Below are 24,234 nucleotides of genomic sequence, written 5' to 3'. Positions count from 1 at the left end.
GCTCTCCTTCGGGTCACCGATCTGGCCGGTGGCGCCGCCGACCAGCAGCAGCGGACGGTGCCCGGCGAGCTGGAGCCGGCGCGCGGTGAGGACCTGCATGAGGTGGCCGACGTGCAGGCTCGGGGCGGTCGGGTCGAAGCCCACATAGAACGTGGCCTGCCCGGCTCCGAGCAGGTCGCGCAGCTCGTCGAGGCCGGTCGAGTCCTGGATCAGGCCCCGCCACAGCAGGTCGTCGGTCAGGGAGTCCCGCCCCTGCGGGAGGTTGCTGTCGGTCACGGTCACCGATTCTCCCCCATTACCGGACCCGGGCCGTACCGGGTTTGCCGAGGTGCGGCCGACTAGGCTGGCGGCGCCGTCGAACGCGAGGAGGAACCGCGGTGGACATGCCGAACCTGACCGGTGGCTTCGTGGCCCTGCTTGGCCTGACGTTCGACGAGGTCAGCGGGGACCGGGTGGTGATCCGGTGGAAGGTGCGCCCGGAGCTGCACCAGCCGTACGGGATCCAGCACGGTGGCGTCTACTGCTCGGTGGTCGAGACGGCGGCCAGCATCGGCGGCGCGCTCTGGCTTGGCGACAAGGGCAACGTGGTCGGGGTGTCGAACCAGACCGACTTCCTGCGCGCGGTGCGCGACGGCGAGCTGACCGCCGTCGGCACGCCCGTGCACCGGGGCCGCAGCCAGCAGCTCTGGCTCGTGGAGATCACCGACGCGGACGGCCGGCTGGTGGCCCGCGGCCAGGTGCGCCTGCAAAACCTGACCGCCTCCTGACGCATTCGCCCGAAACCGGGCACTGACGCCGATATCGTCGCCTCGGTGAGATCGTCCGCTCCCGAACCGACGTGAGGAAGCTGTTCGCCGCCACGCTCGGCGTGCTGTCGGCCGTCGGCGGCTTCGTCGACATCGGTGACCTGGTGGCGGCCAGTCAGGCCGGCGCGCTGTTCGGCATGGCCCACACCTGGGTGCTGCTGGCCGGCGTGGTCGGCATCTGCGCGTACGCGGAAATGGCCGGCCGGATCGCGGCGGTGAGCGGGCGGGCGGTCTTCGACCTGGTCCGGGAGCGGCTCGGGCCGCGTGTGGCGCTGCTCAACCTGGTCGCGTCGTGGCTGGTCACGGTGGTCACGCTCGCCGCGGAGCTGGGCGGGGTGGCGCTGGCGCTGCAACTGGCCACCCGGGTGAGTCACCTGTTCTGGGTGCCGCTCGCCGCGCTGGCCGTCTGGCTGGTGCTGTGGCGGCTGCGCTTCGAGCTGATGGAACGGATCTTCGGCCTCGCCGGGCTGGCGCTGCTGGTGTTCGCGGTCGCGCTGGTGGCGCTGCCGACCGACTGGCCGGAACTAGGACAGGGCGCGTGGCAGATCAGCGCGGCCGGGCACGGCTGGCCGCTGTACTGGTTCGTGGCGGTGGCACTGTTCGCCTCGACGGTGAGCCCGTACGAGGTGTTCTTCTTCTCCTCCGGCGGCGTCGAGGAGCGCTGGAGCGCGGCGGACCTGGCGCGGGCCCGGTCGAACGTGCTGATCGGCTTTCCGGTGGGTGGGTTCCTGGCGTTGTCGCTGGTGGCCGTGGCGACGGTGGCCTACCACCCGTCCGGGGTGTCGCTCAGTACGCTCGACGAGGTGGCGCGGCCGGTGGCCACGGCGCTCGGTGGCGCCGGCCTGGCCACCGCCGTGCTGGCGTTCTTCGCGGTGACGTTCGGCGCGGCGCTGGAGACGGGCCTGTCGGCGGCGTACGCGGCGGCGCAGTACTTCGGCTGGCAGTGGGGCAAGCGTGTCCGCCCCCGGGAGGCGGCCCGGTTCCACAGCGTCCTGCTGGTCGGTCTGCTGCTCGGCGTGGTGATGCTGATGACGACCGTGGACCCGGTGCGGCTGACCGAGTACATGCTGGTGCTGAGCGCTGTGGTGCTGCCGCTGACGTACCTGCCGATCCTGGTGGTCGCGAACGACAGGGGGTACCTCGGCGACCGGGTCAACGGGCGCTGGATGAACCTGCTCGGCGCGGTGTTCCTGCTGCTCATCGTCGCGGCGTCGGTGGCCGCGATCCCACTGGCGATCATGACGGGGATGGGTCCATGAGGGTTCAGCTGGCCAAGCGGCTGCTCGACCGGCAGATCGTCGACGTGGACGGGCGGCTGGTCGGGCGGGTCGACGACATCGCGTTCGCCGTCGACGACGAGGGTTTCCCGTACGTGGACAGCCTGCTCACCGGGCAGGGCGCGCTCGGGGAGCGGATCGGCGGGCGGGTCGGTCGGCTGCTGGTGGCGGTGGCGGACCGGTTCACCGACGACCCGCCGGTGCCGCCGTTGCGCGTACCGCTGTCGCAGGTCGCCCACGTGGACAGCGCGGTGCGGCTGCGCTGCCGGGCGGCGGACCTGCCGCCGTCGCCGGTGGAGGCGTGGCTGCGCCGGCACCTGATCGAGCACATTCCCGGGTCCGGCCGTGCGAGCGGGTGAGCTGCTCGGCCGTACCGCCTACGACCTGCACGGGCGGCGGCTGGGCCGGGTGGTGGACGTGGTGGTGCGCGGCGGGTGGCCGCCGGACCGGCTGCGGATCACCGACGTGATCGTCGCCGGGCACTGGTGGACCCGGGTGATCAGCCGCCTGATCGGCCCGGAGCTGCACCCGTCCGGGCCGTGGCTGCTGCGGATGGTGGCCCGGCTGGTCGGGCGGAGCACCCGTCAGCTGCCCGCCGACGCGGTGCAGCTGCTTCCGCCGGTGCCCGGCTTCCCGTTCGGCCCGCCGACCGGACGCCGCTGAGGCCCGAGTTGCCGGACGCCGTCCGTCAGCGGCGCGCTTCGTCGAGTTCCGGGGCGTCGGCCGGCTCGCCGGCGTCGTCCGCGGCGTCGTCGTCCGGGGAGTCGTCGCCGCGGCCGCGCCGGCGGACCCGCACCTCGGTGATGGCCCGCTGGTCGACGTCGGCCACCGCCAGCTCCCAGCCGTCGACGGTGACCTGCTCCCCCGCCACCGTCGGAATGTGCCCGAGGCAGATCAGCACCAGCCCGGCGACGGTGGTGTAGTCGCCCGCCGGCCGGTTCGGCAGCTCCACGCCCAGGTCGGTCAGGTCGTGCACCGGGAACGTGCCGGGCAGCACCAGCGTGCCGTCCGGCTCGGTGCGCACGGAACGCAGGTCGCGGTCGGTCTCGTCGTAGATCTCGCCGACGATCTCCTCGAGGATGTCCTCCAGCGTGACGATCCCGTCGACCGCGCCGCGCTCGTCGACCACGAGCGCGATGTGCTGGCGTTCGGCCTTGAACTGGCGCAGCGCGTCGACCACCGGCAGCGAGTCGGGCAGCAGCATGGGCGGGCGGGCGATCTCGTCGACCGGCCGGTCGTCGGAGACGCCGACCAGGTCACGCAGGTGGATGACGCCGACCGCGTCGTCCAGGCCGCCGTGGCGGACCACCGGCGCCCGGGAGTGGCCGGTCGCCGCCAGGACCAGCCGCGCGGCCTCGGCGGTGGTGCCGCTGTCGAGCGTGAAGACCTGCAACCGGGGTACGAGCACAGCCCGCAACTGCCGGTCCGCGATCTCCACCGCACCGGCGATGATCGTGCGCTGTTCCTTGGTGAAGCCGTGGTTGCCGGCCACGATGTCGCGCAGCTCGTCCGGGCCGATCTCGTCCGGCTCGGCCTTCGGGTCCAGGCCGAACAGGCGTACCACCAGGTCGGTGGTGGCGCCCAGCAGCCAGACGGCGGGCCGGGTGATGCTGGAGAGCAGGTCCAGCGGGCGGGCCACCAGCAGCGCCCACCGCTCGGCCGACTGCATCGCGATCCGCTTCGGGGCCAGCTCGCCGAAGACCAGCGTGACGAACGTGAGCACCAGCGTTACCGCGACGATGGCGACGGTCTCGGCGGCGTTGCCGAACACGCTGAGCAGCGGCACCAGCGGCCGGGCCAGCGAGACCGCGGCGGCGGCGGACGCGAGGAACCCGGCGAGCGTGATGCCGATCTGGATCGTGGCCAGGAACCGGTTCGGATCCTTTGCCAGGCGGGCCAGTGTCCGTCCGCCCCGGCCGCTGCGCTCCAGCCGCTGCACCTGGCTGTCCCGCAGGGACACCAGGGCCATCTCGCTGCCGGCGAACGCCGCGTTGAGGATCACCAGCACACCGACCAGGGCCAGCTGGCTCCAGTAGCTCTGCACGACCGGTTATCTCCCTCGACCCGATCCGGGCCGGCCGACGGCCGACCCGCCGGCCGGCAGATCCGGTCGGCGTGGCCCCTCTGTGCCCCGCGGGCCCGCCGCTGAATCATGACCGGCCCCGGTGTCACCCGCCGGGGGCGGGGTTCAGGCCGGTACGGGCAGGTCGAGCACGTACGCGCCGCCCTCGGGCCGGAATCCGAGCCGGTGGTAGTAGGGGGCGACCATGCCGGGCGGGCTGACCACGCGGCGGAAGCCCCGGTCGGTGAACAGCCGGCTGCGCCGGTAGACGAACTCGCCCGGGGTGAAGTCCCGGAACGGCGGGGTCACGTAGTCCAGGTCGATCTGGGCCACGCCGCCCGGTTCGGCGTGCGAGAGCATCACGCCGACCACCTCGTCGGCGCGTACCACCAGGAACGCCGAGCGGTCGTCGGCGTCGGCGTCCCAGCGGAAGCCGGGGTTGAAGCGGGCGATGTCGGCGGCGTGCACCCGCAGCGTGTGCGCCAGGAAGGCGTCGCCGGTGCCCACCTCGACCACCTGGTAGGTCTGCTCGTCGTGCCGGGTGGCCAGCAGCTTGCGCAGGTACCAGACGTTGATCACGGCGAGCACCACGTTCAGCCCCACCATCGGCCAGACCTGCACGGCGGTGTTGTAGCCGATCAGGATGAGGCAGCCGACCAGGTTGAGCGCGCGCAGCCGCAGGATCCGGGTCTGCAGCAGGGACCAGACCAGCAGCGCGGAGCCGGCCCAGCCGACGAGTTCCAGCCAGTTCACCCGGGGAGACTAGCGGTCTGCCTGGTCAGGCCCCTCGGCGGGCAGCTCCAGCACGTACTCCTCGACCTCGGCGCCGCGCGCCGGGGCGTACCCGGAGTCCTCACCGACCACGACGAAGCCGCACTTGCGCAGCACCGCCAGCGAGGCGGCGTTGTCCTTCGCGGCGCGGGCGTGCAGCGGCCGGTGCGGCACCTCGCGCAGCAGCGCGCGCAGCGCCGCGGTGGCGTGGCCGCGCCCCCAGTACGCCGCGTCGATCCAGTAGCTGACCTCGGTCTGCTCGCCGACCGGGAACGCCGCCACCCGCCCGACCAGCCGGCCGTCGACGGTGACCGCGCGGTTCACGATGCGCGCGTCGGCGCGGATGCGCGCCCAGTGCGCCTCGAACGCGGCCCGGTCGGACGGATCCTTCGGGCCGAACGCGGCCATCCAGTTCGCCTGCGGGTCCTGCTCGTGGGCGAAGAAGGCGGGCAGGTCGTCGTCGCGCACCGGGCGGAGCAGCACCTCGTTCGTCACGGCCGGAACGATACGGGCCCCCTCCGACACGGTCGGGACCTCCGGCCCGGTGTGTGTCCCGTCCGGCCCTGCCGCACGGCCGGCCGGCCCGGTTACCAAGGAGGTGCAACGACGCAGTCGAGGAGGCCGGACCATGTCGAAGTACGTCTACGACTTCATCGAGGGTGACCGCAGCCAGGCCGACCTGCTCGGCGGCAAGGGCGCCAACCTCGCCGAGATGACCCGGCTCGGGTTGCCGGTGCCGCCCGGGTTCACCGTCACCACCGACGCGTGCCGGGCGTACCTGGCCACCGGGGCGCCGCCGGCCGGGCTGTACGAGGAGATAAACGCGCACCTGCGGGAGGTGGAGGCGCGGCTGGACCGGTGGCTGGGTGACCCGCATGACCCGCTGCTGCTGGCGGTGCGCTCCGGCGGGCGGTACTCGATGCCGGGGATGATGGAGACGATCCTCGACATCGGGCTCAACGACACCACCGTGGCGGGGCTGGCCGCCCGCACCGGCGACGAGCGGTTCGCGTGGGACTCGTACCGGCGGCTGATCCAGATGTTCGGCCGCACCGTGCACGGCATTCCGGGCGACGAGTTCGAGCACGAGCTGGCCGCGCTGCGGGCCACCGCCGGTCCGGGTGGGCCGGGCGCCGGGCAGCTGCGCGACCTGGTCGACACGTACAAGAAGATCTTCGCCCGGCACGTCGGGCACGACTTCCCGCAGGCCCCGCACGAGCAGCTGTTCCTGGCCGTGCGCGCGGTGTTCGAGTCCTGGCACTCGGAGCGGGCCCGGATCTACCGGCGGCAGGAGCGCATCCCGGACGACCTGGGCACCGCCGTCAACGTGATGGCGATGGTGTTCGGCAACCTCGGCCCGGACTCCGGCACCGGGGTGGCGTTCACCCGCGACCCGGCCACCGGCGCACCCGGCGTGTACGGCGACTACCTGAGCGACGCGCAGGGCGAGGACGTGGTGGCGGGCATCCGCAACACGGTGCCGCTGACCGAGCTGGCGAACCTCGACCCGGTGAGCTTCCACCGGCTGCGGGAGATCATGGCGACGCTGGAGCGGCACTACCGCGACCTGTGCGACGTCGAGTTCACCATCGAACGCGGGAAGCTGTGGATGCTCCAGACCCGGGTCGGCAAGCGCACCGCGGCGGCGGCGTTCGTGATCGCCGCGCAGCTGGCCGAGGAAGGGCTGATCACGGCCGACGAGGCGCTCACCCGGGTCACCGGCGCGCAGCTCGCCCAGCTGATGTTCCCGGCCTTCGACGTCGCCGGCGCGCCCGAGCCGCTCGCCGTCGGCGTCGGCGCCTCCCCCGGCGCCGCGGTCGGGCGGGTGGTCTTCGACTCGGCCGCCGCGGCGGCGTCCACCGGGCCGGTGATCCTGGTCCGGCCGGAGACCAACCCGGACGACCTGCCCGGCATGATCGCCGCGGTCGGGGTGCTCACCTCGCGCGGTGGGAAGACGTCGCACGCCGCCGTGGTGGCCCGCGGCATGGGCCGGACCTGCGTCTGCGGGGCCGAGGCGCTGACCATCGACGTGGAGCGCGGCGAGTTCACGGTGGGCGAGCAGGTGGTGCGCGCCGGCGAGGTGATCTCGATCGACGGCACCAGCGGGCGGATCTGGCGCGGCGAGGTGCCGGTGCAGCCGTCCCCGGTGGCCCGGTACCTGACCGGTGAGCTGCGGCCGGAGGCCGACCCGCTGGTCGCCGCCGTGCACCGGCTGCTCGGGCACGCCGACGCGGTACGCACGCTCGGCGTCCACGCCAACGCCGACACCCCGGACGACGCGCGCCGGGCCCGTGAGCTGGGCGCCAAAGGGATCGGTCTGTGCCGCACCGAGCACATGTTCCTCGGCGAGCGCCGGGAACTGGTCGAGCGGCTGATCCTGGCCGACGGTCCGGCCGAGGTCGGCGCGGCGCTGGACGCGCTGCTGCCGTTGCAGCGGGCCGACTTCGTCGGGCTGCTCACCGCGATGGACGGGCTTCCGGTCACGGTGCGGCTGCTCGACCCGCCGCTGCACGAGTTCCTGCCTCCGCTCGCCGAGCTGACCGCCCGGGTGGCGGGCGCGCAGGCGCGCGGCGAGGAACCGGGCCACGACGGCGTGCTGCTGGCGGCGGTACGGCGGATGCACGAGACGAACCCGATGCTGGGGCTGCGCGGCGTGCGGCTCGGGCTGGTGGTGCCGGGTCTGTTCGCGATGCAGGTGCGGGCGCTGGCCGAGGCGGCCGCGCAGCGGGTCCGGGCCGGCGGTGACCCGCGCCCGGAGATCATGGTGCCGCTGGTCGGTGACGTGCGGGAACTCGCCGCGGTGGCGGACGAGGCACGGCGGGTCCTGGCCGGGGTGCCTGACGCGCCGGAGATCCCGATCGGCACCATGATCGAGACGCCCCGGGCGGCGCTGACCGCCGGGGACATCGCCGCCGAGGCGCGCTTCTTCTCCTTCGGCACCAACGACCTGACGCAGATGACCTGGGCGTTCTCCCGGGACGACGTGGAGGGGGCGTTCTTCTCCACGTACCTGGAACGGGGGATCTTCCCGGTGTCGCCGTTCGAGAGCATCGACGCCACCGGCGTGGGGCGGCTGGTCCGCCTCGCCGTCGCCGAGGGGCGGGCGGCCCGGCCGGACCTGACCGTCGGGGTGTGCGGCGAGCACGGCGGCGACCCGGACTCGATCGGGTTCTTCGCCGCGGCCGGGCTCGACTACGTCTCCTGCTCGCCGTACCGGGTGCCGGTGGCGCGGCTGGCCGCCGGCCGGGCCGCCGTCGAGGCCCGTACCGAGAAGTCCGACTCCCGCTAGGAGGGCAGCGTCATGACCGCCATCTTCAACCCGACCGGTCCGGCGGTCGCGCCGGTCCCCCGGCCGGCGCCACCGCAGGCCGCGCCTCCGCCCGCGACGCCCACCCCCACCCCGGCCGGGCCGGTCGGCCCGGTGCTGGAGCTGCCCGGGGACGCCGCGCTGGTGCCGGTGAACCGCGACGGCCGTCCGGTCGGCGTGTTCGTCGCGGCCGGTGGCCGGGTCCGCTACCGGCGCGTGGTCGAACCGGACCAGCTCGTCGCCGCGGCCACCGGCGCGTTCGCGGTGGCCGCGCTCACCGCCGCCGTGGCGGTGTGGTCGCGGCGCCGTCCGCCGTCGGTCGGCACCGTCACCATGGGGCCGGGCGGCTGGGTCAGCCTGCGCGGCCTGCCGGCGCCCCGGCTGCGCCCGGACGACCGGCCATGGTGGGCGCGCGTGCTGCGGGCCCGCCGCCTCGTCGTCGACAGCTGAGCACCCAGGGGTACGGCCGCCGGTACGTCACCGGCGGCCGTACCGCCGTTCTCCCGTCGGCTCTCGGCGGAGGGGCCGTTGGTCCCGGGTCACGGCGGTCCTGCGCCCCTGCCCGGCGGCGCCCGGACCGACGACGCTGAGGGTGAGAACGAGACCGAGGGAGGCCCCCGATGCGCGCCAGTGTCGTCACCGCGTTCGACCGTCCGATGGAGATCACCGAGCGTCCCGTGCCGGAGGTCGGCCCGGGCGAGATCCTGGTCCGCGTCGAAGCCAGCGGACTCTGCCACACCGACATCCACGCCGCCCGCGGCGAGTGGCCGGTGAAGCCCACCCCGCCGTTCGTACCCGGTCACGAGGGCGTCGGCCTGGTCGAGCAGGTCGGCCCCGGCGTCACCGAGCACGCCGTCGGCGACCGGGTCGCGCTGCCCTGGCTCGGCTGGGCCTGCGGCACCTGCGCGTACTGCGTGACCGGCTGGGAGACGCTGTGCGAGTCGCAGCGCAACACCGGTTACAGCATCGACGGCGCGCACGCCGAGTACGCGGTGGCCTCGGCCCGCTACGCGGTCCGCGTGCCCGACGGCGTGGACCCGTTCGAGGCCGCGCCGCTGACCTGCGCGGGCGTCACCACGTACAAGGCCGTCAAGGTCGCCGGGGTACGGCCGGGCGAGCGGGTCGCGATCTTCGGCATCGGCGGTCTGGGTCACCTCGCCCAGCAGTACGCGCAGATCTTCGGCGCCGAGACGGTCGCGGTGGACGTGACCGCCGAGAAGCTGGAGCTGGCCACCTCGCTGGGCGCCGCGCACACTGTCGACGCCGCCACCACCGACCCGGTCGAGCGGATCACCGCGCTGGGCGGCGTGGACGTGGCGATCGTGCTGGCCGCCAGCCCCCGGGTGATCGAGCAGGCGCACCGCTCGCTGCGCCGTGGCGGCCGTCTGGTGCTGGTGTCGCTGCCCGCCGACAACGCGATCACCCTGCCCGTCTTCGAGACGGTGCTCAAGGGCATCACGGTGCTCGGCTCGATCGTCGGCACCCGCGCCGACCTGGCCGAGGTCTTCGCGCTGCACGCCGCCGGCCGCACCCGGGTCGTCTACGAGACCCGCAAGCTGGACGACATCAACGACGCGGTGGACGACGTCCTCGCCGGCCGGGTCGCCGCCCGGCTCGTGCTCCAGCCCTGACCCCCGCCCCCGGTCCCCGCACCCGCGGGGACCGGGGACACCGACGCCCGGAGAGGGACCGACATGACCGCCACCGAACCCCTGGCCCCCTGGCGCGGATTCCACGCCGGCGCGTGGCAGGAGACAGTCGACGTGGCCGACTTCGTCCGCCACAACCACGAGCCGTACACCGGGGACGCCTCGTTCCTGACCGGGCCGACGCCGCGCACGCTCGCGGTGTGGGACCGGCTGCGGGACATGTTCCCGGAGGAGCGGCGCCGCGGCGTGTACGACGTCGACGCGGCCACCCCGTCGACGATCACCTCGCACGCGCCCGGGTACATCGACCGGGAGCGGGAGCTGATCGTCGGGTTGCAGACCGACGCGCCGCTGCGGCGGGCGATCATGCCGGCCGGCGGGCTGCGGATGGTGGAGACGGCGCTGCGCGCGTACGGGCGTGAGCCGGACCCGCGCGTGCACGAGATCTTCACCCGGTACCGCCGCACGCACAACGACGCGGTGTTCGACGCGTACCCGGAGACCGTGCTCGCGGCCCGGCGCTCGCACATCATCACCGGCCTGCCCGACGCGTACGGACGCGGACGGATCATCGGCGACTACCGCCGGGTGGCGCTGTACGGCGTGGACCGGCTGATCGAGGAACGCCGCGCGCTCAAGGCGGCGCTGGACGACCGGCGCAGCACCGACGACGTGATCCGCGACCGGGAGGAACTGGCCGAGCAGATCCGCGCGCTCGGCGAGCTGAAGGAGATGGCCGCCTCGTACGGCTTCGACATCTCCCGCCCGGCCGTCACCGGCGCGCAGGCGATCCAGTGGCTCTACTTCGCCTACCTGGCCGCCACGAAGGAGCAGAACGGCGCCGCCATGTCGCTCGGCCGCACCGCCGGGTTCCTCGACGCCTACCTGCGGCGGGACATCGCCGAGGGGCGGCTGGACGAGAGCGGCGCGCAGGAGCTGATCGACGACTTCGTGATCAAGCTGCGGATCATCCGCTTCCTGCGCACCCCCGAGTACGACCAGCTCTTCTCCGGCGACCCCACCTGGGTCACCGAGTCGCTCGGCGGGATGGGCGCGGACGGCCGGCCGCTGGTCACCCGCACCACGTTCCGCTACCTGCAGACGCTGTACAACCTCGGCCCGGCGCCGGAGCCGAACCTGACGGTGCTCTGGTCGCCGCGGCTGCCCGAGGGGTTCAAGCGGTTCTGCGCCCAGGTGTCGCTGGACACCAGCGCCATCCAGTACGAGAACGACGAGCTGATCCGCCCGGCGTACGACGACGACACCGCGATCGCCTGCTGCGTGTCGGCCATGCGGGTCGGCCGGGACATGCAGTTCTTCGGCGCCCGGGCGAACCTGGCGAAGGCGCTGCTGTACGCGATCAACGGCGGCCGCGACGAGCTGTCCGGCGCGCAGGTCGCCCCGCCGGCCGCGCCGGTCGGCGGCGAGACGCTCGACTACGACGAGGTGCTGGCCGCGTACGACCGCACGCTGGACTGGCTGGCGCAGACGTACGTGGACGCGCTGAACGTGATCCACCACCAGCACGACAGGTACGCCTACGAGCGGCTGGAGATGGCGCTGCACGACCACCCGGTGCGCCGCTTCATGGCCACCGGCATCGCCGGCCTGTCGGTCGCCGTGGACAGCCTGTCGGCCATCCGGTACGGCCGGGTCAAGGTGCTGCGCGACGAGTCCGGGCTGGCGGTCGACTACGCGGTCGAGGGCGAGTTCCCGACGTACGGCAACGACGACGACCGGGCCGACGAGATCGCGGTGTGGCTGGTCGAGACGTTCGCGGAGAAGCTGCGCCGGCAGCGCACGTACCGCGACGCGGAGCTGACCATGTCGGTGCTCACCATCACCTCGAACGTGGTGTACGGCAAGCACACCGGCAACACGCCGGACGGGCGGCGCGCCGGTGAGCCGTTCGCGCCGGGGGCGAACCCGATGAACGGGCGGGACACGCACGGCCTGGTCGCGTCCGCGCTGTCGGTGGCGAAGCTGCCGTACGACGCGGCCCGCGACGGCATCTCGCTGACCGGCACCGTCACGCCGGACGGCCTGGGCCACACCCGCGACGAGCGGATCGCGAACCTGGCCGGGGTGCTCGACGGCTACGCCGACGCCGGCGGGTTCCACCTCAACGTCAACGTGCTGGACCGGGCCACGCTGCTGGACGCGATGGCGCACCCGGAGCGGTACCCGCAGCTCACCGTCCGGGTCTCCGGGTACGCGGTGAACTTCGTGCGGCTCACGCCGGAGCAGCAGCGCGACGTGGTGTCGCGGACCTTCCACGGGTCGCTGTGAACGGCCGCCCGCCCGCGCCGCCGCAGGTGACTGCGGCGGCGCCGGGGTGCGTCACCGGCGCGGTGCACTCCTGGGACACCTCGGTCGGGGTGGACGGGCCGGGCACCCGGTTCGTGGTCTTCCTGGCCGGTTGCCCGCTGCGCTGCCGCTACTGCCACAGCCCGGACACCTGGTACGGCCGCAGCGGCCGCCGCCGCAGCGTGGACGAGATGGTCGCGCTCGCCGGCCGGTACCGCCGGTTCATCCAGGTGGCCGGGGGCGGCGTCACGGTGAGCGGCGGGGAGCCGCTGCTGCAACCGGCGTTCACCCGGGAGCTGCTGCGGCGCTGTCACGTCGACCTGGGCCTGCACACCGCGCTGGACACCTCCGGCTTCCTCGGCGTCCGCGCCGACGACACGCTTCTGGACGCCACCGACCTGGTGCTGCTCGACGTGAAGGCGGGCAACCGGCAGACGTACCGCCGGGTCACCGGCACCGGCCGGCTCGCGCCGACGTTGCGGTTCGCGCAACGGCTGGCCGACCGGGGTACGCCGATGTGGATCCGGTACGTGCTGGTGCCCGGCCTGACCGACGCGGTCGACGAGGTGGAGCGGGTGGCCGACATCGCGGCCGGGCTGGCCACGCTGCAGCGCGTGGAGGTGCTGCCGTTCCACCGGCTCGGTGCGCACAAGTACGCCGAGCTGGGGCTGACGTTCCCGCTGGCGGACACCGAGCCGCCGGACGCCGACCTGCTGACCCGGGTACGCGGTCAGTTCGCCGCCCGGGGTCTCACCGTCACCTGACCGCGCGCCGGTTCAGCTGGCTGCGGCCGTCGGGTAGCCGTAGAGGTCGAGCAGCCGGACCCGGGACGCCTGGAGGCGGTCCACCACCACGCTCATGAACCGGCTGGTGAGCTGGCGGCCGAGCGTGTCGTCGGACTCCATCAGCCGGCGTACCCCGTCGGCGTCGAGTTCGACGGCGGTGCTGCGCTGGGTGGCGACCGCGCCGAACTGCCAGCGGTACGGCGGGAACAGCCAGGACCAGCCGAGCACGCCGCCCGGGCCGATCGTCTCGATGCCCACGTCGCCGCGGCCCGGCACCGGGAAGTCGAGCGCCACCTGGCCGCCGCGGACGAGCCAGAACCGGTCGGCCGGCGCGCCGGCGCGGAACAGCCGGTGCCCGGGGTGCCAGACCACCGGGCGGGCGTACCCGGTGAGCCGGGGCAGCCACTCGTCGGGCAGCCCGGCCAGGAAGGGGTGGACGCGGAGCATTTCCAGCGGGGTCATCGCGCCTCCAGGATCGACAGGAGGGAGCACTGGTTCCCATTCCACCTCGCGAACGGCCCGGCCGGTAGGGGCCGATGGTCCCGGCCGTGCCGGGCGGATCGACTCTGCCCAGGTGGGGGCCGTCGGCGCAGGCTGAGGGGGAACCGAAGGAGGACGTGATGACCGACAGGACCGGTGCCCCCGTCGTGGTGGGCGTGGACGGCTCCCCGTCCGCGCTGGACGCGGTACGGCTGGCCGCACGAGAGGCGGTGCTGCGGCACCGGCCGCTGCGGGTGGTGAACGCCTTCCTGTGGCCGCTGGTCGGCACGCCGCTGGGCATGGTCGCCCCGGTGCTGCCCGACATCGAGCTGCGCCAGGAGGCCGAGAAGCTGGTCGAGGAGGCGGTGGACGAGGCCCGCAAGGTCGACGCGGAGCTGGCGGTGACCGGCGCGGTGGTCGACGGCGGGCCGGTCGCGGTGCTGCTGCGGGAGAGCCGCGACGCCGCGCTGCTCGTGCTGGGCCACCGGGGCCTGGGCGGCTTCGCCGAACTCCTGGTCGGCTCGGCGGCGGTGCAGCTCTCCGCCCGCGCGGACTGCCCGGTGCTCGTCGCCCGGGGCGAGGCCCGCGCCGACGGCCCGGTGGTGGTCGGCGTGGACGGGTCCGCGCTGTCCGACGAGGCGGTCGGGTTCGCGTTCGCCGAGGCCGCGGCGCGCGACGCCGAGCTGGTGGTGGTGCACACCTGGCTGTACCCGCAGCCGGTGAGCTACCGCGAGGCGTTCGGCGACGTCCTGCCGCTGGCGTACGAGCCGGAGCAGTTGCGCGCCGACGAGCAGCGGGTGCTGGCCGAGGCGGTCGCCGGCTGGACCGAGCGCTACCCGGAGGTCACGGTGCGGCCGAAGCTGGTCGCCGCCGCCACGCCGGCCCGGGTGCTGGTCGAGGAGTCCGTCGGGGCGCAGCTGACGGTGGTCGGCGCGCACGGGCGGGGTAGCCTCGGCTCGCTGCTGCTCGGCTCGGTCAGCCACGCCGTGCTGCACCACTGCTACAGCCCGCTGGCCGTCGTCCGGCACCGCGGGGGCCGGGAACGCTGACCCCGGTTCGGCGGTCCCGGCGCCGCCGGGACCGCCACAATGGCCTGAGCCGACCGGAGGGAACAGACCTGATGAACCGACCCGTCGTGGTGGGAGTGGACGGATCGCCGTCCAGCCTGGCCGCCGCCGACCTGGCTGCCGCGACCGCCGTGGCACGTTCCCGGCCGCTGGTGCTGGTGCACGGCTACCTGCACCCGCTCGGCTACGGCGTGCCGCTCAACCCGTACGACCTGGGGGTGCCGGCGCCCACCGCGGAGGCGGAGAAGATGCTCGAGTCGGTCGCCGCCGACCTGACCGAGCGGCACCCGGGCCTGCGGGTGCAGGTGCGCCAGGTGGCCGGCGGTCCGGGCGCGACGATGGTCGAGGAGTCCCGCCGCGCCGAGCTGGTCGTGGTGGGCAGCCGGGGCGTGGGCGGTTTCGCCGGCCTGCTGCTCGGCTCGGTCAGCGGGCAGCTCGCGCAGCACGGGCACTGCCCGGTGCTGATCGTCCGCCCGGAGGAGCAGCCGATTCCGGTGGACGGGCCGGTGCTGGTCGGCGTGGACGGCTCCGACTCGGCCGCGTACGCGATCGAGCTGGCTGCCGACGAGGCCGAGCGGCGCGACGCGGAGCTGGTGCTGATGCACGTCCGGTCGCCGGAACGCGGCGCGGTGGCGCCCGAGGTCGCGGCGGAGGCGTCCACCGCCGAGCGGGCCGAGGCGGCGGGACTGCTGGCCGAGGCCGCGGACCGGGTCCGGTCGGCGCATCCGGGCCTGCGGGTGACGGAGCGGTCCGTCACCTCCCCCTCGCCGGAGACCGCGCTCGTCGAGGCCAGCGGCGAGGCGGCGCTCGTGGTGGTCGGCTCCCGGGGCCGGGGCGGCTTCGTCGGGCTGCTGCTCGGCTCGGTCAGCCAGGCAATGGTGCAGCACTCCCACTGCCCGGTGCTCGTCGCCCACCGGCCCGAGCCGGCCGACGACTGAGCCGCCTCGCGGGCGGCGGCCCCGCGCCGGCCCGGAGTCCGCCAGGCTGCTTCGGCCCGGTCGTGCATGGCCCTACGCTCGCGTGATCGATGTGGGCGTCTACGGCCGGGTGCTTCGTGGCGCGAGCGTCAGACGCCGCGGCGTCAGGCCGGGTCGCGGCCGGCGAGCAGGTCGGCGAAGTCGGTGGTGAGCGCGAACGGGTCGGCCGGGCCGGTCGCGGGCGGGCGGCGGTCCACCTGCTCGGCCAGCTCGCCGGCGGCCCGGCGGATCCGGGACCGCAACGCGCTGTCCCCGTCGTCACCGGCCCAGTCCTCCGGCGCGGCGAACACCGCCGTGGGCAGCGTCGCCGCCCGCAGGTACGTGAACATCGGCCGGACCGCGTGCTCCAGCGCGAGGGAGTGCCGGGCGGTGCCGCCGGTCGCCCCGATCAGCACCGGCTTGCCCGCGAGCGTGTCCCGGTCGATCACGTCGAAGAACGACTTGAACAGCCCGTTGTAGGACGCGTTGAAGATCGGCGTCACCGCGATCAGCGCGTCGGCGGCCGCCACGGCGTCGAGTGTCTGTCGCAGCGCGGCCGGCGCGAAGCCGGTGAGCAGGTGGTTCACCACGTCGTGGGCGTGCTCGCGCAGCTCCACGGTGCGCAGCTCCACCGTCGCGCCGCGCCCGGCCAGCTCGTCGCGGGCGGCCGCGGCGAGCTGGTCGGCGAGCAGGCGGGTGGACGACGGCTGGGCGAGCCCGGCCGAGACGACCGCCAGGGTACGACGGGTCATCGCTGCTCCCCGTCGGCCGGCGCGGCGTCGCGGGCGGCCAGCAGGCCGGCGTGGGTGGGCGCCTCGGGCACGTGCGCGGGACGCAGCGAGTCGAACTCCTTGCGCAGCACCGGGACCACCTCCTCGCCCAGCAGGTCGAGCTGCTCCAGCACCGTCTTCAGCGGCAGGCCGGCGTGGTCGATCAGGAACAGCTGCCGCTGGTAGTCGCCGACGTACTCGCGGAAGCCCAGCGTCCGGTCGATGACCTGCTGCGGGCTGCCCACCGTCAGCGGCGTCTCGCGGGTGAACTCCTCCAGCGACGGGCCGTGCCCGTAGACCGGGGCGTTGTCGAAGTAGGGGCGGAACTCGCGTACCGCGTCCTGGGAGTTGCGGCGCATGAAGGAGTAGATCCGTGACTCTGCATGAAAAGAAGCCCCACGGGCCAACATGCAAAGAAGTAGCCCTAGAGAATCTAGAACAGAGAAGTATCAGAGATTCGACCTACCGGAATTACCTACAGACACTAAAAGCCCTTGATTTGGAAGATGTTCCTTTCTCCGAAGCTTCGATCAGGTTCGTATCTCGCAGACTGCAAAGGATTCTGACCGAATCCACACGGCGTAAGCATGCAACTAATATCCGCTCCATGCTTGGCATCAAAGTTCCTTTGCCAAGAGCCAAGAGCAAGGCTTATGAGCTTCCCGACTTCCAAGAGGTTGTAGAAGCCTTCCGAGACAGCCGTTATGAGTTGCAGGCATTCTCTTCTCTGTTTGCCGGTATGAGGCTAGGGGAAGCCTGCGTACGGCAGAAGATTAAAGGAACAACAATCCTGATCGACAAGCAACGGACGCCAGATCACCAAATCCTTCCGGCAAAGTCATCAGGGCCGGTAATCGTTCCGTCTTGGTTTGCCGACATGTACCGAGAGGCAGACGACTTCTCCAAGCATCACGCGACGATTCATACCGGCATCAAACGCCGATCCCTTTACATGCTTGGCACGGAGCTTTCTCCGCACATGCTGCGTCATCTGTTTGCCTGTCATCTGGTAGACAACGGAGCTACGCCTAAGCAACTGCAAATGCAGATGCGGCATACAAAGGTGGAAACCTCGCTAACGTTCTACACACACGCAAGACAGCGGGATCTTTCGGATTTGATGAACAGGCTTGGCAACTGATATGGCAAAGCATCAGAGGGTATACGTTAATAAGCCGATGCTAGAAGCCCTTAAAAAGATGATGCTTCGTCAGGACTCTTGCCCTGTCTGCTCGGAAGCCCTAGACATGCATTCCTGGTTTCAGTTCACCAACACAGGAGAGCTAGCGGATTGCAGCAATTCTAAATAGCTATCTTCTTAGAGAATGCCCCGGCATTAGTCCGGGGCTTCTTTATGCCCTAACCGCCATTGCGCTAAGCGCTAAATCCTCTGATCCGTCATTAGTTCTCTATTTCTTGGTTAGCCGCACATTCGCGGCAATTAAACAACCAAAAGGAGGAACAATGATTATCAGATCAGAAAAGGTAGAGCCATTCGATAACCGCTATCGGAAGTGTGCCGATTGTGGGTTAACCCTTCACGTCTATCAGTACCCCTATGCGGACAGCAGCAGAACCGAACGGGATTACTCCTGCTGTCTGTCATGCCGGTATGAGCGTGCACTAGGGAGCGCACCTCGCAATCGGCCCTCAGAAGCCCGTAGAAGGGTTGGGGAGCATGGGGGGTAGTCCTACCCACCCTAGGCACTCTCAGCCTCTCCTAGGCTGTCTCTGGCTACCTCTCCCGAGGCGAGGATGTCTAGACCAGGAGGAAAGCTGCCCACAAGCGTCGGAGCTAGATCACTGGCACCAGGAGCAGCGTCACCGATCCGGCGGACATGAAGCGGATAGCGGTATTGGAACATCTCTGCCTCATAGCCGTAGCAATCTTTATGAAGCTGTGCATACAAGCGCTGCTCATAGTCAGAGGCATTAGCTACGTAGCCCGGGATCGCATGATCCCTATGCATCATCAGATGCGAGTATTCAATATCGCTCCATCTAGGCTTCTCCAAAATCATGGCAAGGCTCTTTAGACCCTTGGAGATATACGATGCCCCGTTAGGGATTTCCTTAACCGGGATACCGTCACGGTAATGCGACAGCAGGGCTTCCCGTTCACTGTCTCTCATCCTGTTATCGGCTAACGCTCGCAGGATCATCGGGTTAACGTTCGGCCATGCTTCAAGCTGAGTCTGTGCGTACCCCTTTAGTGCCGACTCCTTTTCGGCAGTCGAAATCCCTAACTTCTCCACCTCTGCGTTTACTCGCCTAGCTACTTCTAGCTTGAGATACTTTAGTGCGCTGTAATGCTTAGTCCTGTCGGGATACTTCCGACTGTAGTAATCCTCGCCTGCAATGCTCGCCTGTTCGGCGTGATGTTCGGCAATAGCTTCAGGATGCCAGTACGTACGATTCCCTTCCGTGTATTCCATCATCTGACGCTTAACGAGGTAATGAAGCTGTGCCTTGTCGGCACCTAATCGGTACCTAAAAAGTTCGGCAGAAATCATGTTGTCTAACCATGGGCCGATAGGCTCACCAGAAACTAGGCTCTGTTCATCTAACTGCATTACTCTCTCCAATAATCTCGTCTAATAGGTGTAGCGGCATACACAGGTAGCAGAACAGGGAATCCTCATGGAACAGGAAAGCTCCGAAGCTTTCCCTGCATCCTTCACACGTCCTGTATTCCTGCCGTTCGTCTTCACTCATCTTTTCTCTCCTAGATTTTCTGCATAGAAAAAGCCGGAAACCCTCTGAGGATTCCGGCTGATGTTGGGTTGTATGACGGGAGGCTTTTCCCGCCTCTCACGTATGAAGTAATAACTTGCCTAGACCTAGAGGATGCCTCTGTGACTAGCGTCACATACCTCTGCCCTGTGTCCTACCCTTCCGGAAGGTTGCACGCCTTATAAAGGGTGAGGGCAAAAGAAAGTTTCCAAACCTTCAAAGAAAATACTAAAACAAACAAATAATAGGCAACCCAAGAAAAAGGGTTGCCCTAGAAGATTAAACAAAACCGAAATCTACTTCGGCATGAGTATGTCTAAGAAGAATTTAGAGATTCTTCTCTTGGATAGTTGTTAGAGATAATGGCGTCTGCGACGCCAGGAGTATCTAGACTTCTGACTTTCAGATGCCGGTATTCCCTTTCATTCCTACCGGCAATAACTTCCCTAGAAATTCTCTGATTCTTTTAGAGGGAAAGCTCCCTTACGGTCGCAGGGTTCTACTTCTGAAATTCAGATGCCGATAAAGGCAGGGCTTGCCCTGCCCTATGGGGTTCCCGTCCTTCATTTCATTCTGCCGGAATCCCCTCCCTTTCTTCTGCCGATACCTGCACAGCTTCGGCTGTGCCTAAGAGTGTGTTCCGCTGTTACTGATGAGTAACTTATTTAGCCGAAAGAGACAGCTATGTCTAAACGATCGATCCTCAGAGATTACAGCTCAGCCCGAATCTCCACTAGAACTGCCGTTGATTGCCCTAAGTGTGGAGCACCGGCAGGAAAGCACTGCATGGGAGTGAATCAGCTTAGGAAGCGAAACCATCGGGAGAGATATCTCAGCCGCTAGCCGTATGTCCTAGATCCTGAAAACTCGCCCGCCTTATAGAGGGTGAGAGATTCAAACAGCTACCAAGGAAACCCACCATGATTGTTTACGCTATCGAACTAATCCCAGGACACGCCGAGATCGGCGTTACAGACAACCTTGCAAGCGTGGTTGATCGTGTCCGTAACGAAGTCTCTTCTACTCGTCCTAGACGTATCTATACCGATGACTTACCGGAAGCTCAGGCTTCCGAGGCTTTACGCCGGTTAGAAGCCGTAGCACAGGAGCATGGTTATCGTGCTACTTCCGGCCCATCCGCAGGGCCTAATCGCTGGTGCGTCGACATGATTGCCCTTCACACCTTCTACCGTCGGCTAGTTCCATGCCAGATGTTCGGAGCTAACCCGTGGGACAGTTTCGGCAACAAGCTTCCCGGGGTGCCCGAGAGGGAATGGGTTCCCTCCGTCCTCTGATTTGTCGGAGGCTAGTAATACAGATGTGAACGAGGTTAATCGTTCTTATCTCCTAAAGATGTTCTTGTAATGCCGGGGGTTGGCTTTCTTTTCCCACAAAGCTTTCGCTTTGCCTTACAGGCGAACGTTAGTTCGTGGTTCCTTTCACCAACCCCCCTTTAAACGTCCCGCAGGGCCTTTAAACCTGTGGTTTAGTTTCCGCCGAGTAAGCCCGGCGGATTAGAAGCCATGTAGACGGCTTCTCTCATGTAAGAAGTATTAGTATCGGAGATTGGGTCGGAGCGGCAGCCCGGCCCTTTCTCATTTCTTTCTCTTTTCGTCATTAACACAGTTAACCCTAATGGGCAAAGCAAGCAGCCTGAAAGGCTTAGAGACACTACGTGTCTTGCCTACGGCTCTAAGGGCTTTAGCCCTCTTTGCTTTGTGACCCACCTAATCCCTAAAGGGGGTTTGAAATGCACGACAGAATCGGTCCGTACCAGACTCCCGAGAGGGGAACCGATAATTACCTCAGACGTCTATATGTTCTAAAGGGCAATGGCGGAAGAGTCTCTATCGGTACGTGTGGGATTGATGAGATGGTAGACATTCTCAAGTCAACCTTCAGAGACAACGGCATGCACGAGACTGACTACTTCCTTTCGACTCCTGTTACCGACTCCCCTTCATACCTTGAAGAACTCCGTAGATACTGCGCAGAGCATGGCGAGGAAATCTCGCCCAACGTTTATGAAGCCGACTTTTTACAGGTCACGCTGTTTGCTAATTCTCTTATTCCTGGGGGTTGGCTATGAGCGCTCCAAAGGTTCCTCTCCCCGGGCCTGTTCCTAGCCCGGAGCAGATCCAGCAAAACCGCCTCCTGTAGTTCAGGGCAACGCCATTAATCCCTAGTCAGCGTTCCTGCTGGGGCAGTAACTACATAGCGGGGATGCTTGGGTTTACCCCGCCTAGCGACAAGCCCTCCCCCCTGGTGCTGACGCACAACCAGACCACACACCAACCAACACGCCTAGCACGTACGGCTAGCGTGCCTGAGAGCGCTTCTAACGGCCGTAGCGCTCTCTTCCCTGGTCCTGGTCTAGACGCAGCCTTTCAGGCTGTCTGAGGCTATCCGCAGAAGATCACAGATAAACACAAAGAATGATCACATAGAGCTAATGAGTTACGCATATAGTGGCGAATTCATTAGACAATAAACAAAACACGTCTGATGATCTCTCGTTTATATGTCTCATTGCATGAGCGTTCGGCATAAAGAATGTGCATTCTTTATTGCGTGGCTGAGTATGTGCGTGCATTCCTTCGGAGTTATTCCTGTGCGTGATGATGCATGGGTATAGGGGGGCAACCCCCTAGCGCTTTCTTCCCGCCCGGTGAAGGGGCTGCGGTTGGGTTTGCGTACGGCCTAGGGATAACGGGCCGTGCGGTGCAATTCCTGTCCTCTGAGCCTGAAACCAGGCTATCCAATCCGGCAATATCAGGAGGTGAAGTAATGGTGTCTCGGATCGCAGATCCTTTAGGGCAAAGCCCGCTAGACGCCCATAAGATCACGTCGTATGTGATTGCCGATTATTCAGGACTGGATTTTGATGCTGTCTTCTTTCAGCTAAAGCCGATCCTAGAAGAGTCTCAGGACGTAATGGATTCGATCGGTAAGCCCGTCGGCATGGCGCGGAAGATTTGCCACGTGATTTGCAGTCAGCAGAGGGCAGAGCTGTTGCACTCTCAGGATCAGTATTACTACCGGAAGTCTGAGGTTGCAGGGTTACTTGATTCTGTCTTCTCGGGACCGCTGGATGAGTCCGATATTCCAGATGACTACGAATCACTTCTAAAAGGCTCTGACGCTATGGATATGGCAGCCGATATCAAGGCTGCCTTTAGACAGCTACCTCTGCGCTATCGCGCGGCAATCTATAAGCAGTATGCGCTAGGCGAGAAGCCTGCTAATGCATCTTATGAGCGGAGGATTGTTGACAAGGCTGTTACCGCTCTGGTCGACACCATGAACGGAACGCCATACGTTCCGGCCCGTAAGCCCTACAGAAAGAAGAACTCATGAGGACTATCTACTTTCGTTGTGCCGATACGGCTAAGCCGTTAGCGGCTTTGCAGGTAGACGACAAGACTTTTAATGATGAGACTATCGATATCTTTACCGGACCAATGGCAAACGCAAAGGTTCATGGACGCCTAGAAGGCGTTACTCGCGTGCAAGTGGCAGAGTCGAGCGACGAATCTTGCAAGTTTGATGATCTGGACTGGATCGACCTACCAAGTTCTTACCTGTAGGCAATTCCTCTCTCTAATCGCTTTTACTGGCCGCGTCGGCAAAATCGTAGATTTTTAATGACCGAATGGTCAGGCCGGCTGAACTCTAGGTGACGGCTGGAAATCAAGCTTCCCTCTAATGCAGAGGGGTCGGCAACACAGTTGCCTCTAGGTCTTATGACCGTTAGGGAGTCCTGGCGACTCCCCTTTTCTACGCCATAGGCAGACGGGTCTTTTGGATCAGTCAACCCATCCTGTCTAAGGCAAAAGCATGTTCTTCCCGAATCTCGAAGATTCATAGCGAAGAAAACTCCTGGTGAGTAATCGACGGCATGGCTCTGTTCTTTGCCGTGCCGAAAAAGAAACTTTCGATTACTACATTAAGGATTTACACAAATGGCATATCTAAATGATTCACAGATGGTTAGCCGTTCTCAGAATACGGCAATTGAAATGCCGGAGCGCGTTGCTAACGATGTTGTTAAGGCTGCGGCTTCTGAGTCGGTTGTAATGCGCCTAGCGCGTAAGGTTCCGATGACTAGCAAGAAGTCTCGTCAGCCTCTAATCGCCGGTCTTCCCGAGGCGTATTGGGTTGATGGTGACACTGGTCTAAAGCAGACCACTACCGTTAAGTTCGATGGTGTCGAGCTGACTGCGGAAGCGCTTGCGACTCTGGTTATCGTTCCGGATGAGTTCTTTGATGACTCTCAGATCCCGATTTGGGAAGAGGTTAAGCCTCTTGTTGCTGAGGCAATGGGACGCAAGATTGATAACGCTGCTCTGTTCGGCGTGAACAAGCCTGCTTCCTGGAACACCTCGGTTTACGCATCCGCCGCCGCTGCTGGTAACTACGTCGAGCGTCCGGTTTCTAACCCGGATGACTTCGGAAAGCTAGTCGCAGATGCGGCAAAGCTAGTTGTTGCCGATGGTTTCTCAGTTAACGCTTTCGCTGTTCGCAACGGTCTAAAGTGGGACCTGCTTGGCGAGCGTGACGCTAATGGCGGACCGCTGTTCACTACCCTTGTCGGCGAGGATGGCGGAGACGGTCTTTACGGTCTTCCGGCTGTTGAAAGCACTAATGGTGCATGGGATCAGGACGTTTCCGTGATTGCCGGTGATTGGAACAAGGCACTTCTAGGCGTACGCCAGGACGTGACTTACACCGTTCACACCGACGCGGTTGTGACTGACAACAACGGTGCGGTTATCTTCAACGCGATGCAGCAGGACTCCAAGATTCTCCGTGTAGTTATGCGTGTTGGTTTTGGTATCGCAAACCCTGCGACTTACCAGAACACCACTACTGCCCGCTCTCCGTTCGCTCTGGTTGCTGCGGACAACACCGTAGGTAGCTAAGCCTTTCGAAGCCCTTAAAGGCTTCTAATGTTTCCTCGCTCCTGAGGTTTCGTTTGCAAAACACCCATATAAAAAAGACCCTCTCTCTAAAGTTCCAAGGAAAAAGCTTCGTGCCTAATCCAAGGTTCTCTAGGGAGAGGGTTCTTTTTTTTGTGCTCTTACCCAGCGGTTCGCTTTAACTCCAAATCTCGACGGGCCTTCCCATCGAAACGCTCAGCCGGTCTAGCCATGCGTCGAGATGATCCTCTGTCGTTTTGATGATCTGGGAAGCGTCTGAGTTGACCAGGATGACGAAATCAGGAGTAAAGAATGCGTGCCCTACGGCAACACCAGAAGAATGCA

The 24,234-nt window shown here is 66.8% G+C and carries 21 protein-coding genes and 1 pseudogene (1 of these 22 running past the window's edge); 14 read left to right on the top strand and 8 right to left on the bottom strand.

Annotated elements, in window-relative coordinates:
* A protein-coding gene (gene tyrS / locus J3R08_RS12635) for a tyrosine--tRNA ligase (RefSeq protein WP_166456428.1) crosses the window boundary here: on the bottom strand, positions 1-276 show its beginning. It extends 1,008 nt beyond the left edge of the window; 276 of the gene's 1,284 nt are visible here — the first part of the coding sequence; the start codon lies at positions 274-276; its stop codon lies beyond the left edge, outside the window.
* Between the two features lie 101 nt (positions 277-377).
* Between tyrS and J3R08_RS12630 the strand changes: the two genes are divergently transcribed.
* From J3R08_RS12630 to J3R08_RS12615, 4 genes are all read left to right on the top strand, one after another.
* Complete coding sequence (locus tag J3R08_RS12630; RefSeq protein WP_043324903.1) at positions 378-767, top strand: PaaI family thioesterase; 390 nt, start codon at positions 378-380, stop codon at positions 765-767.
* A 71-nt stretch (positions 768-838) separates the two neighbouring features.
* Positions 839-2,065 carry an NRAMP family divalent metal transporter gene (locus tag J3R08_RS12625; RefSeq protein ID WP_043324904.1) on the top strand — a complete coding sequence of 409 codons (1,227 nt, stop codon included), beginning with the start codon at positions 839-841 and terminating at the stop codon, positions 2,063-2,065.
* Positions 2,062-2,442 carry a hypothetical protein gene (locus tag J3R08_RS12620; protein ID WP_043324905.1) on the top strand — a complete coding sequence of 127 codons (381 nt, stop codon included), beginning with the start codon at positions 2,062-2,064 and terminating at the stop codon, positions 2,440-2,442. Before J3R08_RS12625 ends, J3R08_RS12620 begins: the two co-directional genes overlap by 4 nt.
* Complete coding sequence (locus J3R08_RS12615; protein ID WP_064448481.1) at positions 2,429-2,746, top strand: hypothetical protein; 318 nt, start codon at positions 2,429-2,431, stop codon at positions 2,744-2,746. The genes J3R08_RS12620 and J3R08_RS12615 overlap by 14 nt, the downstream gene beginning before the upstream one ends.
* 25 nt (positions 2,747-2,771) lie before the next feature.
* Here J3R08_RS12615 and J3R08_RS12610 read toward each other — a convergent pair whose 3' ends face one another.
* The 3 genes from J3R08_RS12610 to J3R08_RS12600 all read right to left on the bottom strand — a co-directional run bounded on the left by J3R08_RS12610 (position 2,772) and on the right by J3R08_RS12600 (position 5,411).
* Positions 2,772-4,127: a hemolysin family protein gene (locus J3R08_RS12610; protein ID WP_043324907.1), complete on the bottom strand. Its 1,356-nt coding sequence runs from the start codon at positions 4,125-4,127 to the stop codon at positions 2,772-2,774.
* A gap of 144 nt (positions 4,128-4,271) precedes the next feature.
* Complete coding sequence (locus J3R08_RS12605; RefSeq protein ID WP_043324908.1) at positions 4,272-4,898, bottom strand: hypothetical protein; 627 nt, start codon at positions 4,896-4,898, stop codon at positions 4,272-4,274.
* 9 nt (positions 4,899-4,907) lie between these two features.
* Entirely contained in the window at positions 4,908-5,411 is a 504-nt protein-coding gene (locus tag J3R08_RS12600; protein WP_113973125.1) for a GNAT family N-acetyltransferase, read from the bottom strand.
* 133 nt (positions 5,412-5,544) lie between these two features.
* Here J3R08_RS12600 and ppdK point away from each other — a divergent pair, with 133 nt between their 5' ends.
* The 5 genes from ppdK to pflA all read left to right on the top strand — a co-directional run bounded on the left by ppdK (position 5,545) and on the right by pflA (position 12,943).
* Positions 5,545-8,205, top strand: a complete 2,661-nt coding sequence (gene ppdK, locus J3R08_RS12595; RefSeq protein WP_064448483.1) for a pyruvate, phosphate dikinase — start codon at positions 5,545-5,547, stop codon at positions 8,203-8,205.
* A gap of 12 nt (positions 8,206-8,217) precedes the next feature.
* Positions 8,218-8,673 (top strand): hypothetical protein, encoded by a 456-nt coding sequence (locus tag J3R08_RS12590; protein ID WP_064448484.1) that lies wholly within the window; start codon positions 8,218-8,220, stop codon positions 8,671-8,673.
* Positions 8,674-8,843: 170 nt separating this feature from the next.
* On the top strand, positions 8,844-9,854 hold the full coding sequence (gene adhP / locus J3R08_RS12585) for an alcohol dehydrogenase AdhP (RefSeq protein WP_064448485.1): 1,011 nt from the start codon (positions 8,844-8,846) through the stop codon (positions 9,852-9,854).
* Between the two features lie 63 nt (positions 9,855-9,917).
* Complete coding sequence (gene pflB, locus J3R08_RS12580) at positions 9,918-12,161, top strand: formate C-acetyltransferase (RefSeq protein WP_064448486.1); 2,244 nt, start codon at positions 9,918-9,920, stop codon at positions 12,159-12,161.
* On the top strand, positions 12,158-12,943 hold the full coding sequence (gene pflA / locus J3R08_RS12575) for a pyruvate formate-lyase-activating protein (protein WP_209961208.1): 786 nt from the start codon (positions 12,158-12,160) through the stop codon (positions 12,941-12,943). Before pflB ends, pflA begins: the two co-directional genes overlap by 4 nt.
* 12 nt (positions 12,944-12,955) lie before the next feature.
* Here the strand turns inward: pflA and J3R08_RS12570 are convergent, their stop codons facing one another.
* A complete protein-coding gene (locus tag J3R08_RS12570) occupies positions 12,956-13,426 on the bottom strand; it encodes a cyclic nucleotide-binding domain-containing protein (RefSeq protein WP_043324912.1) in 471 nt (156 codons plus the stop codon).
* Between the two features lie 158 nt (positions 13,427-13,584).
* On the opposite strand from J3R08_RS12570, the gene J3R08_RS12565 reads away from it, so the two are divergent.
* Positions 13,585-14,493 carry a universal stress protein gene (locus J3R08_RS12565; protein WP_209961206.1) on the top strand — a complete coding sequence of 303 codons (909 nt, stop codon included), beginning with the start codon at positions 13,585-13,587 and terminating at the stop codon, positions 14,491-14,493.
* Between the two features lie 71 nt (positions 14,494-14,564).
* Positions 14,565-15,449 carry a universal stress protein gene (locus J3R08_RS12560; protein WP_064448488.1) on the top strand — a complete coding sequence of 295 codons (885 nt, stop codon included), beginning with the start codon at positions 14,565-14,567 and terminating at the stop codon, positions 15,447-15,449.
* Between the two features lie 143 nt (positions 15,450-15,592).
* Here the strand turns inward: J3R08_RS12560 and J3R08_RS12555 are convergent, their stop codons facing one another.
* Together J3R08_RS12555 and J3R08_RS12550 are read right to left on the bottom strand one after the other, a co-directional pair.
* Positions 15,593-16,219 carry a CE1759 family FMN reductase gene (locus J3R08_RS12555; protein WP_209961204.1) on the bottom strand — a complete coding sequence of 209 codons (627 nt, stop codon included), beginning with the start codon at positions 16,217-16,219 and terminating at the stop codon, positions 15,593-15,595.
* Positions 16,216-16,599: pseudogene (locus J3R08_RS12550) on the bottom strand (5,10-methylene tetrahydromethanopterin reductase); the annotation flags it as partial. The gene J3R08_RS12555 and the pseudogene J3R08_RS12550, both read right to left, overlap by 4 nt.
* Positions 16,600-16,610: 11 nt before the next feature.
* Here J3R08_RS12550 and J3R08_RS12545 point away from each other — a divergent pair.
* Positions 16,611-17,378, top strand: coding sequence for a tyrosine-type recombinase/integrase (locus tag J3R08_RS12545; protein ID WP_209961202.1), 768 nt, complete (start codon positions 16,611-16,613; stop codon positions 17,376-17,378).
* A gap of 559 nt (positions 17,379-17,937) precedes the next feature.
* Here the strand turns inward: J3R08_RS12545 and J3R08_RS12540 are convergent.
* Positions 17,938-18,810 (bottom strand): hypothetical protein, encoded by an 873-nt coding sequence (locus J3R08_RS12540; protein WP_209961200.1) that lies wholly within the window; start codon positions 18,808-18,810, stop codon positions 17,938-17,940.
* Between the two features lie 2,947 nt (positions 18,811-21,757).
* Between J3R08_RS12540 and J3R08_RS12535 the strand changes: the two genes are divergently transcribed.
* On the top strand, positions 21,758-22,327 hold the full coding sequence (locus J3R08_RS12535) for a hypothetical protein (RefSeq protein ID WP_209961198.1): 570 nt from the start codon (positions 21,758-21,760) through the stop codon (positions 22,325-22,327).
* A 605-nt stretch (positions 22,328-22,932) separates the two neighbouring features.
* Positions 22,933-23,892, top strand: a complete 960-nt coding sequence (locus J3R08_RS12530) for a phage major capsid protein (RefSeq protein WP_209961196.1) — start codon at positions 22,933-22,935, stop codon at positions 23,890-23,892.
* The last annotated feature ends 342 nt before the right edge of the window (positions 23,893-24,234 follow it).

The sequence above is a fragment of the Micromonospora sp. HB375 genome (assembly GCF_017872985.1).
In the GTDB taxonomy this organism is placed as follows: Bacteria; Actinomycetota; Actinomycetes; order Mycobacteriales; family Micromonosporaceae; genus Micromonospora; species Micromonospora chalcea.
The sequence above is the reverse complement of the archived record's forward strand: the minus strand, read 5'-3'. Positions and strand labels throughout refer to the sequence as shown.